The organism is Novosphingobium sp. (genome assembly GCF_030696665.1).
Taxonomy (GTDB): Bacteria; Pseudomonadota; Alphaproteobacteria; order Sphingomonadales; family Sphingomonadaceae; genus Novosphingobium.
Genome location: NZ_JAUYRV010000029.1, coordinates 19,413 through 31,954, shown reverse-complemented (window position 1 = coordinate 31,954; position 12,542 = coordinate 19,413). Strand labels below are relative to the sequence as shown.

The 12,542-nt window shown below is 63.2% G+C and carries 10 protein-coding genes; 6 read left to right on the top strand and 4 right to left on the bottom strand.

Translation table 11 applies throughout. From position 1 onward, the window contains the following. Positions 1–59: 59 nt before the first annotated feature. Positions 60–1,115: a GGDEF domain-containing protein gene (locus tag Q8R81_RS07905; RefSeq protein ID WP_305616885.1), complete on the bottom strand. Its 1,056-nt coding sequence runs from the start codon at positions 1,113–1,115 to the stop codon at positions 60–62. Between the two features lie 125 nt (positions 1,116–1,240). Continuing rightward, on the bottom strand, positions 1,241–1,906 hold the full coding sequence (locus Q8R81_RS07900) for a YggS family pyridoxal phosphate-dependent enzyme (RefSeq protein ID WP_305616884.1): 666 nt from the start codon (positions 1,904–1,906) through the stop codon (positions 1,241–1,243). Between the two features lie 67 nt (positions 1,907–1,973). Here Q8R81_RS07900 and Q8R81_RS07895 point away from each other — a divergent pair, with 67 nt between their 5' ends. The 3 genes from Q8R81_RS07895 to Q8R81_RS07885 all read left to right on the top strand — a co-directional run bounded on the left by Q8R81_RS07895 (position 1,974) and on the right by Q8R81_RS07885 (position 6,769). Then, a complete protein-coding gene (locus Q8R81_RS07895) occupies positions 1,974–2,465 on the top strand; it encodes a thiamine phosphate synthase (protein WP_371135330.1) in 492 nt (163 codons plus the stop codon). A gap of 102 nt (positions 2,466–2,567) precedes the next feature. Beyond that, positions 2,568–4,952, top strand: coding sequence for a DNA translocase FtsK 4TM domain-containing protein (locus tag Q8R81_RS07890; RefSeq protein WP_305616882.1), 2,385 nt, complete (start codon positions 2,568–2,570; stop codon positions 4,950–4,952). A 110-nt stretch (positions 4,953–5,062) separates the two neighbouring features. After that, complete coding sequence (locus Q8R81_RS07885; protein ID WP_305616881.1) at positions 5,063–6,769, top strand: diguanylate cyclase; 1,707 nt, start codon at positions 5,063–5,065, stop codon at positions 6,767–6,769. Positions 6,770–6,913: 144 nt separating this feature from the next. On the opposite strand, the gene Q8R81_RS07880 is transcribed toward Q8R81_RS07885, so the two are convergent. Together Q8R81_RS07880 and Q8R81_RS07875 are read right to left on the bottom strand one after the other, a co-directional pair. Then, a complete protein-coding gene (locus tag Q8R81_RS07880; protein WP_305616880.1) occupies positions 6,914–7,309 on the bottom strand; it encodes a thioesterase family protein in 396 nt (131 codons plus the stop codon). Beyond that, positions 7,306–9,381 (bottom strand): S9 family peptidase, encoded by a 2,076-nt coding sequence (locus Q8R81_RS07875; RefSeq protein ID WP_371135329.1) that lies wholly within the window; start codon positions 9,379–9,381, stop codon positions 7,306–7,308. The genes Q8R81_RS07880 and Q8R81_RS07875 overlap by 4 nt, the downstream gene beginning before the upstream one ends. Before the next feature lie 62 nt (positions 9,382–9,443). Here Q8R81_RS07875 and Q8R81_RS07870 point away from each other — a divergent pair, with 62 nt between their 5' ends. The 3 genes from Q8R81_RS07870 to Q8R81_RS07860 all read left to right on the top strand — a co-directional run bounded on the left by Q8R81_RS07870 (position 9,444) and on the right by Q8R81_RS07860 (position 12,539). After that, a complete protein-coding gene (locus Q8R81_RS07870; protein ID WP_305616886.1) occupies positions 9,444–11,243 on the top strand; it encodes an aminopeptidase P family protein in 1,800 nt (599 codons plus the stop codon). Positions 11,244–11,303: 60 nt separating this feature from the next. Continuing rightward, positions 11,304–11,672, top strand: a complete 369-nt coding sequence (locus Q8R81_RS07865; RefSeq protein ID WP_305616878.1) for a VOC family protein — start codon at positions 11,304–11,306, stop codon at positions 11,670–11,672. A 222-nt stretch (positions 11,673–11,894) separates the two neighbouring features. After that, positions 11,895–12,539 (top strand): EF-hand domain-containing protein, encoded by a 645-nt coding sequence (locus Q8R81_RS07860; RefSeq protein ID WP_305616877.1) that lies wholly within the window; start codon positions 11,895–11,897, stop codon positions 12,537–12,539. Positions 12,540–12,542 lie beyond the last annotated feature (3 nt).

Sequence of the window (12,542 nt, the reverse complement as noted above, 5' to 3'; positions counted from 1 at the left end):
CTTATGGATAGCGCTTCATCCGGCCTGATGCCCCCCTGCGTCGCGCCAAAGCATACCGTTCAATGGTGCGTCAGGCACGGCGCAGACTGTCCAGATAACACCACCAGTTCCTCACCGCCATAACGGCACACTACGTCGGTGGGGCGCAAGGCTCCGACAATCTGCGCGGCAACATCACGCAGCACGGCATCGCCTTTGGCATGGCCATGTTCGTCGTTGAGTTTCTTGAAATTGTCGAGATCGAGCATGACCACTGCCGTGCTGGCCCCGGTGCGCGAGCCGAGCGAGACGAAGCGCTCCAGCGCGTCTTCCATGTAGCGGCGGTTATACAACCCGGTCAGCGGATCGCGCAGCGATTGGGTGCGCAACTTTTCCCGCAGAGAGATGTTGGATAGCGCCAGCGACATCGAATCCGCCAGCGCGCGGCCAAGGCGGCGCATATCCATCAGCCGGTCGAATGCGCCATCAATTTCGGGGTGTGTGATGATCAGCAAGCCGTGAAGTTGTCCGCAGGCCATCATCGGCAGTTCAACGCTGGCGATGTTCGATCCGTGGTGCGCGCAACACAGCGTGGCATCGCCCGGCGCATTGATGTGCGGCTTGCCGCGCTTCAAGGCCCAGCAGTTCGATGGCGAAAGCGTCTCGGGCGCATCGAAACCTTCGGGCATATCCCACGCGCGAGCCAGATCGAGCCGGTCGCGCGAATTGTTGAACACCAGCAGCGCCGCGCCATAGCCCGGCAGCAGGCGGCGCGCTGTGGCCATCAGCACTGCGCCCGCGTCTTCATAAGTCTCCGCAGCCTGGAGCATGTCGGTCATCGCAAACAGTTCCTGAATCTGCTCGCGCGAATCGCGGGTCTGGCGGAACTGCTGCTGCTGGCGCTGGCGGATAGACATGGCCACGCGGCGCAGGAGCATTTGCAAGGCGAATACGCCGATCAGGCCAAAGACAGCGATTGCCGCCAGTTGATCGTGCAGCCGATCATGAACGAACAGCGTCATCAACACCGCAATGAGGACAACGGCCTGCGCGACCATCGCGCCGAGGTGGGTGCGGTCGAGCAGGCGATCATCGTTCAGCAGCCTGCGCTGCTCAGGTGATGGCACTGTTGCCATGCGAATCTTTCTCCCCGGGGTCACATACTTTTGGCCTGTGGACCGGGCAGATTGGGTTAAGCCCGACGGCAGTAGAATGCCGTCTGGCAGGGACATCTGAAATTAAGGTTAAATATCGCTGCTTTTCAGCGGCTTCCGAATAAGGCTGAGCCAACGCGGACGTGGGTTGCACCCAGTTGCACGGCAACTTCCAGATCGTCGCTCATCCCCATCGACAGGCAGGGCAGGCCGTGATCGTCGGCCAACTTGTCAAGCAGGGCAAAGAACGGGGCGGATTCGATGTCGGCAGGCGGTACGCACATCAGGCCGATGACTTCGATTCCGGCGTTGCGCGCTTGGTCAAGCAGCGCGGGCAGATCGGCAACGGCGCAACCGCCTTTCTGCTCCTCTGCACCGATGTTGACCTGAATGAAGCAGGGCAGCTTGCGGCCCAGCTTGTCCTGCGCCTTGCCCAGTGCTGTGACCAGGCTGGCACGATCAAGCGAATGGATGCAATCGAACAGCGCCACCGCGTCTTCGGCCTTGTTCGATTGCAACTGACCCACGAGATGCAGCGACAGATCGGGATGTGCGGCGCGGATTTCGGGCCATTTGTCCTGCGTCTCCTGCACACGGTTCTCGCCGAACACGCGCTGACCCTCGGCAATCAGGCCAAGAATCGCCTCGGTGGGTTTGGTCTTGGAAATGGCGATCAGCGTCACATCGTCGGCCTTGCGGCCAGCGATCCGCGCGGCCTGCGCGATGCGTGTGCGAACATTGTCGAGCGGTGATGAAGGGACTGCCTGTTCCATGCGGCGGTGCTATAGCGCGGGGATGGGAAAGCGCCAGAGGCCGGAAAGGCAACAAGTGCCGCGATGCGTGCTGCTGACCGATGCCCGCAACGATGCCGGGCTGGCGCGCGCGATCCGCCGCTTGCCACGTGGGAGTGCGCTGGTGTTCAGGCACTATCATCTGTCAGGTCCAGCGCGGCGGCGCAGGTTTGAATGCCTGCGCAAGCTGGCGCGCGGGTGCGGCGTTCTGGTCATCGGTGCACGCGTTCCGGAAAGTTGGCACGTTGACGGCGTTTATGGCGCGGCTGGCGAAGTCGCAGGCAAGCCCGGCCTGAGGTTGGCAACCGCACATTCGCTGCGCGAGATTGGCATGGCGGCGCGGGCTGGCGCGGATGCGGTGCTGCTCTCCCCGGTCTTTGCCACCCGCTCGCATCCGGGTGCCAGTGCGCTGGGGCCGGTGCGCTTTCTGATGCTGGCGCGGCTGTCCCCTCTCCCGGTGATTGCGCTGGGCGGGATGACGCAGGCGCGTGCGGCGCAGCTTGCGGTGGCGGGATGGGCGGCGATTGATGGCTTGGTATAGCGCGTCAAAGCGCTGATTCACCGCATTTCCTGTCGGGATTCTTGACGGTGAGTCCCCATCGGGCGCATGATGGCATGATCAAGGGCAGGGATACGCGAAGACATGGCAAGCCGGGCAGGACAATCCGCACGCACGAGCGGCGCTGACTGGCGCGCCGTGCTGCGTCGTTCCGTGCGCCGCAGTGTCGAACTGATCGGCGGGGCCGTGCTGGCGGGCGCGATGCTGTTCCTTGCGCTCGCGCTGGTTAGCTACACCCAGACCGACCCTTCGGGCAGCACCGCATCGGGCAGTCCGGTGGAGAACTGGATGGGGTTGGCAGGCGCATACGCGGCAGAGCGGGTTCTGCTGTTCTTCGGCTTGCCCGGTGCCCTGTTGCTGCCGCTGCTGTGGGTCTTTGCCCGGCGGCTGTGGGAAGCTGAGAGCGACCTGATCGATCTTGACGAGGATGAAGAGCGTGCGCCCGAACCGCGCTGGTGGCGGCCAACGCTGCTGCTGTTCGTGGCGATGGCATTGCTGGGCGTTGCACTGTCGCTGTGGGGCGCGGGTTCGACAAGCCGCTTACCGGCGGGGCCGGGCGGGCTTTCCGGACTGTTGGGGGCAGCGGGGATCACGGCGCTGGCCGATCTGGTCCCGCAAGTGTCGCGAGGCTGGTTCACCGTACCGGTGGGGCTGGCGGCGCTCGCAGGCGGCATGGCGATTGCAAGCCGGATCTTTGCGTTTGACTGGGGGCGGATGCTTTCGCTCCCGCCGTTTCTGCACCGCGCGCCAAAAGCGGCAAGGCTGATGGATGAGGACAAGGCGCCAGCGCCTGCGCCCAAGCGTGAACGGCGTGAAAAGGAAGCCCGCGCGGCGGCAGAGGAAATCGACGTCGACGATGCGCTGGCGCAGCGCAAGCCCACCGAGATCAGCGATTCCACGCGTGCCCCGGTGCTGGCAGCTGCCATGCCAAAGGTGCGGCAAGGTGATCTGTTCGACAAGTTCGAGCTGCCCTCGATCGAACTGCTGGTCGAAGCGCCCGCCGGGGCGACGCAGAAGGTCGACAAGCTGGCGCTGGAACGCAATGCCCGTCTGCTCGAAAACGTGCTCGACGATTTCAACGTAAAGGGCGAGATTACGGCGGTGCGCACCGGCCCGGTCGTCACGATGTACGAACTGGAACCCGCGCCCGGCATCAAGGCCAGCCGCGTTATCGGCCTGGCTGATGACATTGCCCGCAACATGAGCGCGATTTCCGCGCGCGTCTCGGCCATTCCGGGGCGCACCGTCATGGGCATCGAATTGCCCAACGCGATCCGCGACATGGTCAGCTTCCGCGAACTGATCGCCTGCGAGAAATTCGCCAATTCCAAGGCCCTGCTGCCGATCATCCTTGGCAAGGACATCGCGGGCGAACCCATCGTGGCCGACCTTGCCACCATGCCGCACCTGCTGGTCGCGGGCACCACCGGTTCGGGCAAATCGGTGGGGTTGAACTGCATCCTGCTGTCACTCCTGTACCGTCTGACGCCCGCCCAGTGCCGCCTGATCCTCGTCGATCCCAAAGTGCTGGAACTGAAGTCCTATGACGACATCCCGCACCTGCTCTCGCCCGTGGTCACCGAACCGGCCAAGGCGGTGCGCGCGCTGAAGTGGGCGGTGGAGGAAATGGAGCGGCGCTATCGGCAGATGTCGTCCATCGCCGTGCGGAATATCTCCGGCTTCAACGACAAGGTTCGCGCCGCGCAAGCCAAGGGCAAGCCACTGGGCCGCCGCATCCAGGTGGGCTTTGATCCGGATTCTGGTGAGGAGCTGTTTGAGGAGCAGCAGCTTGATTATGAAGTACTACCGCAGATCGTGGTGATCGTTGACGAGCTGGCCGACCTCATGGTGACGGTGGGCAAGGAAATTGAAGTTCTGATTCAAAGGCTTGCGCAAAAAAGTCGTGCGGCGGGCATCCATCTGATCATGGCCACGCAGCGCCCTTCGGTTGATGTCATCACCGGCGTGATCAAGGCCAACCTGCCGACGCGCATTTCGTTCGCGGTGACCAGCCGCATCGACAGCCGCACGATCCTTGGTGAGCAGGGGGCAGAGCAGCTGCTGGGCAAGGGTGACATGCTGTACAAGCCCAACAACGACCCGTTGAAGCGCGTCCACGGACCGTTTGTGAGCGACGAAGAAGTTGAAAAGGTGGCCGATCACTGGCGCGGCCAGGGCAGCCCCGATTACGTTGATTCGGTGACCGAAGAACCGGAGGACGGCGGCTTTGGCTTCGACGATATCGATAGTGCTTCGGACAATCCCGAAGATCGCAAATACCGTCAGGTGTGCCAGTTGGTGTTCGAAAGCCAGAAGGCGAGCGCAAGCTGGATTCAGCGCCAGATGGGCGTGGGATACAACACAGCGTCAAAGTGGATCGAACGGATGGAAACGGATGGCCTGGTGGGGCCTGCCAACCATGTGGGGCGGCGCGAGATCTATCGCGACAAGGATGGTAACGTTCTCTGACTGTCGATCCTGAACTGAAAGCGGATCTTATACTGCAATCCGCGTTGTTCTTCTTGGCTTTTGTTGGTCGCATTAACCGGGTTCTAAACTTGCTGCGGTAGACCAGCAGTATGATCCGTGGACTGGGACATTTTCTGGCGTTCGTTCTGCTGTGGACGCTCGGCTGTGCGGCTGCAACGGCGCAGGCAGGCCCGGTGCCCGTTGCACGCGTGTGCCATGCCGAAGCGGAAATGCGCGAGGCGTGGCAGGATGTTGCAGCGCAGGCCGGGCGCTGGCGCTGCGATGGCCTCGGCTGGACGCTGGCCACGCAGTCCGTGCTGATTCGCTTCGACCTGCCGGATACCTCGGACCGCCTGCTACCGCAGAGCCTGATCACCCATACCGGCAATTTCGAGCGGATCGACGTGGGCGTGATCGACCGGCAAGGCCGCGCGCGCTGGGCCTCGCATTGGCCGGGCGACGTGCGCCATCTGGCCACCGGCCCCTACATGGCCATCCCGGTCCCCGGCGTCACCGCCGAAACGGCGCAGATCGCCGTGCGGGTGGTACGGCCCTGGGGCAAGACGAGCCTGAGCGAGATGCGGCTCGATCCCCTTGCCGAAGGCGGCGGTTGGCCGTTGAAGCTGATCGTGGCGATGGCGGCGATCTGCGGGATGCTGCTGGTGCCGCTGCTGATCAACACCGCATTCTATTCCGTCCTGCCAGAACGCTATGTGATCTGGCATCTGGTGATGGTGTCGGCAATGTTGTTGCAGGCGGCCTTCGCCACGGGGTTTGCCCATCTGCTGTTCCAGCCGGAAATGGAATGGGAATGGCAGGCCTCGAACATCGCCTTTTCCACGATGGCCGGGGCAGGACTGCTGTTTGCAATCCACTTCATCGAGGGGGACCGGCTTGACCCGCGACTGCGCAAGCTGGCGGCCCGGCTGGCTCCGCTGATGTGGCTGGTGGGTGTGCTGGCCAGCATTCCGCTGGAAGCGGTGCGGCCCTGTTCATCGCTGGCCATGCATCTGTCGGTGGGTGTGGCGATTGTGATGCTGGTTGTGGCGATGACCGACGCGCATCATCGGGGCAGCCGGGCAGTTCGCTTTCTGATCATCGGGTGGACGCCGCTCATGGCGATCGGCGCATGGCGCATCCTGGCCCATTTCGTGCCGACGTTGCACCCGACCGAGGCGATCCTGCCCTATCAACTGTCGCTGGCGTTCGAAGTGCTGGTGACCGCGCTGGGCATCGTCAGCCGTTTTGTCGAAGTGCGGCAGGAACGTGACGAGGCCACCGCCCGCGCGCTGGAACTGGAAGGCGTGGCAGACCGCGATCCGCTGACGGGACTGCGTAACCGCCGCACGATTGAGGTGCGCTTCGACGAGCTGTTCCGGCGCGGTTTCCGCACAATGGCCGTGCTGGACCTCGATCACTTCAAGGTGGTCAACGACACCCACGGCCACGCCACGGGAGACATGGTGTTGTGCGCCGTCGCCCATGCGCTGGCCGATGACCGCGATACACGCGCGATCCGCATGGGGGGCGAGGAGTTTCTGCTGTTGCTGCGTGGGCATGATACCGCCGCGCGGGCCGAACGCTGCCGCCGGGCGATCAGCGCGCGAATTACCACCGAAGTGCCGGGGTTGGAACGGATTGTCACCGCCAGCATGGGCCTGGTCGAGCACGATACGCGCGGCAATCTGCAGATCGACTTTGCCTCGCTTTACGCCCGGTGCGACCAGTTGCTTTATGAAGCCAAGCGGCTGGGCCGCAACCGCACGATGCGCGAGAAAGTGACCGGCTTCCAGTCTGCGCTGGCAGAGGCGGTTTAAGGCACCCCGCGCAAAATCGGACTGACGCTTCCCAAAACCCGCTCATGCTGAGCTTGTCGAAGCATGTTGTTGCAGCGTTACGCGGGCACCCTTTGACAGGCTCAGGGTGAGCGGGGGAGTGGTGGAGAGTTCGGCCTTGGCGCTCTACGGCAAGAACGGCGCGGCGACTTCCTTTGGCACGCGCAGGATGCGGCCTGATGCGCGGTCGATGATCGCCCACGTGGTCTTTGCGCTGACGATGACTTTGTCCGCCGCATTGCGAAAATCGACACGCCGATCAAACCGCGCACCGGTGGGTGGTTCGGGGATGAAGGTTTCGGCGGTGACGCTTTCGCCTGCAGAAATGTTGCCGCGATAATCGATCTCGTGCCGCGTCACGACCCAGACGTAAGTCGCCTGATGTTCAGGGCTTGCCACTGCCGCCCAGTGCGCCGTGGCAATGTCCTGAATCCAGTTCACCCAGATCGCGTTGTTGACGTGGCCAAGTTCGTCGATGTGTTCCGGCCCGGCAGTGAAGGTGAGGGTGTGGCGGTTGCTCAAGCAGGCACCCCCAATTGCCACAGGATAAAGGCGAATTCTTCTGCCGTTTCCTTCAAACTTTCGAACCGCCCCGATTTGCCGCCGTGTCCTGCGCCCATATTGGTCTTGAGGATCAGTTCGTTGGTGTCAGTCTTCGCTTCGCGCAGGCGGGCGACCCATTTGGCGGGTTCCCAGTAGGTCACGCGCGGGTCGTTAAGCCCTGCGGTGACCATCAGCGGCGGATAGGCTTGGCGAGCGACCTGATCGTAGGGTGAGTACGACTGGATCAGTTCGAACGCTGCCTTGTCCTCGATCGGGTTGCCCCATTCGGGCCATTCGCCCGGCGTGAGCGGCAGATCCTCGTCCAGCATCGTGTTCAGCACATCGACGAATGGCACGTGCGCTACTACCGCGCCCCACAGGTCCGGGTCGGAATTGATCACTGCGCCCATCAGTTCGCCGCCTGCCGATCCGCCCGAAATGCTGATCCTGCCTGCCTGCGTAAAGCCGCGCTCGATCAGGCCTTTGGCCACATCGACGAAATCGTTGAACGTGTTGGTGCGCGCTTCCAGCTTGCCCGCCTTGTACCAAGCGCGGCCCAAGTCATCGCCGCCCCTGATATGCGCGATGGCATAGGCAAAGCCGCGATCCACAAGGCTGAGGCGGGTGGTAGAGAAGCCCGGCCCGATGGCGATGCCATAAGCGCCGTAACCATAGAGGTGCAGCGGGCCGCTCGCCGCGCGATCCTTGCGCCACACCACGCTGACCGGCACCATCGTGCCGTCACGCGCGGCAATCTCAAGCCGTGTGGTTTCGTAAAGCGATGCGTCGTAGCCGCTGGGAATTTCCTGCACTTTCAGCAGCGTCAGGTTCTGCGTTGCCACATCGTAATCATAGACCGAGGCCGGGCTGACCATCGATTCGTAGCCGACGCGCAGCACGCTCATATCCCATTCGGGATTGTCGCCCAGTGATGCTTCGTAGCTGGCTTCGGGGAAGGCGATGGGCTGCACCCGCGCGGGATCGTCATAGTAACGCAGTTCGATCCGGTCCAAACCGCGCACCCGGCCTTCGACCACGTAGAAATCGCGGAACAGGTCAAACCCGGTCAGGTAGAAATCGTCCGTGCCTTCGATCAGCGTGGTCCATTCGCCGGGGTTGGCGAGCGGCGCTGTGGCGAGGCGGAAGTTTTCATGCGTGTCGTTGGCGTGGATATAAAGCACATCGTCACGCACATCGACGTCATACTCCACGCCCTTTTGCCGAGGCTTGACCAGCAGCGGTGGATTGAGCGGGTCGTTGGCAGGGACAAGCCGGACTTCGCCTGTCTCATGATCGCCGGTGGCAATGATCAGCCACTGCTCGTTGGCGGAGAGCGACGCACCGACACGAAAGCCCTCGTCATCCTCGTGATAGAGTTCAACGTCGTTTTCCAGCGGCTGGCCGATCCAGTGCAGGCGCGCGTTGTCTGTCCGCCAGTTTTCGTTGGCGAGGCTGTAGACAAGGCCGGTGTCGTTCTTCACCCAGATCAGGCCGGACAGCGTGCCGGGGATCTCGTCAGGCAGGATTTCGCCCGTGGCGATGACCTTGATCCGCGCGGTGAAGCGTTCCGAGCCATTGTCATCCACCGACCACGCCAGCTTCGTGCCATCGGCCGAGACCGAGATGGCGCCAAGCCGGAAGTAGTCCTTGCCCTCTGCCAGTGCCACTTCATCGAGGATCAGCTCGTCCGCGCTGCCATCGTCGGGCGCGCCGACTGGCCTGCGCCACCACTTCTTGTATTCTGCGCCGTCTTCGAATTCGATCCAGTACAGCCAGTTGCCATCCTTCTGCGGGACCGACTTGTCAGCCTCCTTGATGCGGGCGCGCATTTCCTTGAACAGCGCGTCGATCACTGGTTGGCGTTCGTCCATCCGGCTTTTGAACCATGCGTTTTCGGCTTCGAGATGGGCCAGCACGGCCTTGTCGGTCACTTCAGGATAGCCGGGATCGCGCAGCCATGCGTAATCGTCGGTTACGGTCAGGCCGTGGTGCGAAAAGCTGTGGGGGTGCTTGGCGGCGACAGGAGGTGTGGCAATGCTCATCCCTCGCATCTATGTTGCTTGCATGATGCCCGCAAGGCGGGCCGCGATCATTCAGGACCAAGACCATGCTGATGCAGACACATGAAGCCCGCCTTTCCGCCTTGCGCAAGCAATTGGCGAAGGATGGGCTGGACGGGTTCGTCATCCCGATTTCCGACGAACATATGAGCGAATATGTCGGTGCCTATGCCCAGCGGCTGGAATGGCTGACCGGCTTTGGCGGGTCGGCGGGCACGGCGGTGGTGCTGGCCGACAAGGCGGCAATCTTCGTCGATGGGCGCTATACGCTGCAAGTGCGCGATCAGGTGGATGGTGCGCTGTGGTCTTATGAATCGGTTCCGCAGACGAGTGTAGCGGCGTGGTTGGCTGAGCATGCGCCAGAGGGGGCGAAGATCGGGTATGATGCCTGGCTGCATGCCAAGGGCTGGGCCGATGGCGTGGCACAGGCGCTTGATGCGCGCGGGGGCGTGCTTTCGCCGGTGGTGGCGAATCCGGTGGACACGGTGTGGCAGGATCAGCCTGCGCCTTCGCTGGCCCCGGCGGTGCCCCATGCCGATGAGCATGCGGGCAAGTCTGCGCATGAAAAGCGCGCCGAAGTGGCCGAATGGCTGGCTGCGCGCGGACTGGATGCAGCGGTGGTTTCGGCGCTCGATTCGGTGGCGTGGCTGCTCAACATTCGCGGGGCGGACGTGGACCGCACCCCTGTGGCGCTGTCGTTCGTGATTGCCCATGCGGATGGCACGGCGGACCTGTTCATTGCGCCCGAAAAGGTGACGCCGGAACTGACCGCGCATCTTGGGAACGCAGTGCGCGTTCAGCCGCGTGAGGCTTTCGTGCCTGCGCTGGAGGCCCTGAAGGGCCGCAAGGTGGCGGTCGATCCGGAACGCGCAGTGGCGGCGATCTTCCACGCGCTTGAAAGGGCAGGGGCAAAAATCGTGGCGGTGACCGATCCGGTGGTCCTGCCCAAGGCGATCAAGAACCCGGTCGAGCAGGCCGGGCACCGCGCCGCGCAGGCACGCGACGGGGCGGCCATCGCGCGCTTCCTGCGCTGGGTGGAAGTGGAAGCGCCGAAGGGCAGCGTGACCGAACTGGCGGCGGCGGATCGCTTGCAGGCTTTCCGCGCCGAGACCGGGCTGCTGCGCGATCTGTCGTTCGACACGATCTCCGGCGCGGGGCCGAACGGCGCGGTGGTGCATTACCGCGTGAGCGAGGAGACGAGCCGGACGCTTGAGCGCAACAGCGTCTATCTGGTCGATTCGGGCGGGCAGTATCTCGATGGTACGACTGACATCACCCGCACCGTCTGGGTTGGGCCGGATGCACCGCCACCCGAGGTGAAGGATCGCTTCACGCGCGTGCTCAAGGGCCACATCGCATTGGCCCGCGCGGTGTTTCCCAAGGGCACGGCTGGAAGCCAATTGGACAGCTTTGCCCGCCAGTTCCTGTGGGCGGCGGGGTTGGATTATGCCCACGGCACCGGCCACGGCGTGGGCAGCTTCCTTGCCGTGCATGAAGGGCCGCAGCGCATTGCCAAGGCGGCAGGCGGACAGGCGGGCACCGGGCAGGAATTGATGCCCGGCATGATCCTTTCGAACGAGCCGGGATACTACAAGACTGGTGAATACGGCATCCGCATCGAAAATCTGGTGCTGGTCGAGCGGCGAGAGATCGCTGGCGCTGAAGGCGAATTCTGCGGGTTCGAGACGCTCACCTTCGCCCCCATTGCGCGCGATCTGGTGGACGTGTCGCTGCTTTCGAGTGAGGAGCTGGGCTGGCTCAACGCCTATCATGCGCAGGTGCGCAGCGTCCTTGCGCCACAGCTGGCAGGCGCGGAGCTGGCGTGGCTGGAAGCGGCTTGCGCCTCCTTGTGACCGCACTTTTGTTCATGTAATGTTCTGTTTCCCGGCGATTCGGGTTGAAGGAGGAATGCCATGATCGGATATGTAACGGTCGGAACCAACGACATGGAGCGCGGCGCGAAGTTCTATGATGCGATTGCCGCTGAATTGGGCGTGGCGCGGATGATGGAATGGGACGGTGCGATTGCGTGGGGCGCGCCGGGCGGCGGTGCCGGCATCGGCCTGACCAAGCCTTTCGATGGCAACGCGGCAACCGTGGGCAACGGCGTGATGGTGGCGCTTGAAGCCAAGGACAAGGATCAGGTGGATCGGCTGCACGCCATTGCGCTGGCCAATGGCGGCACTTGCGAAGGGCCTCCGGGGCCGCGCGGAGATACATTCTACGCTGCCTATTTCCGCGATCCCGATGGCAACAAGCTCAACGCTTTCCTGATGGGATAGGCCATGCGCTTGCGCCGTGATGAACGGTGCCCCCCATGCGCGACAAATTGCGACAATAAACCCCGTGCTCCGGCATAGTCGCGCGACAAGCTGCGCCTAGATAGGTGTCACAGAAACTGCGGCCGTCCGCTCTCAGTCCCCTGAGCAAGGCCTCCCTCCCCCTCTCCTTGCTAGCGAGTGGCCGCAGTTTCTGACCCCTTATGTTGCTCAAGGAGCACCGCGATGAAAAAATTCCAGATAGCTGCCGCTGCCGCCGTAATGGCGACCGCCTCGGTCGCGCTCTATTCCGCCTCGCCAGTCATGGCTCAAAACACCGGGGCCCAGAAGATGGACGCCGATGGCGACAAGACCGTCACCTGGGCCGAGATGAAGACCAAGGCCGACGCAATGTGGGTCAAGCTTGACCTTAACAAGGACGGCAAACTCGACAGCGGCGACCGTGCGGCCAAGATGGGCGTGATGTTCGACAAGATCGATACCGACAAGAACGGCTCGGTCAGCCGCGCCGAATTCATGGCGCATCACACCGCGATGAAGGCTCCCCCGGCTGGCGCGAATGCCGCCGAAGGCAAGCGCGAAGGCTGGAAAGGCCGTGGCAAGGGCCGCATGGGCCATCACGGCATGATGGGCGGTGCCATGCAGATGGCCAAGATGGCCGATACCAACAAGGACGGCGCAGTCTCGCGCGCTGAATTCGATGCCGGTGTGAAAATGCACTTCGACATGGCCGATGCGAACAAGGACGGCAAGATCACGCCGGACGAACGCCGCGCTGCGATGAAGAGCATGATGGGCAAGATGCGTGGTCCGATGGGCGGTAAAGGCCCGATGGGCGATGGACCGCCTCCCCCGCCTCCTGCTAACTGAGCG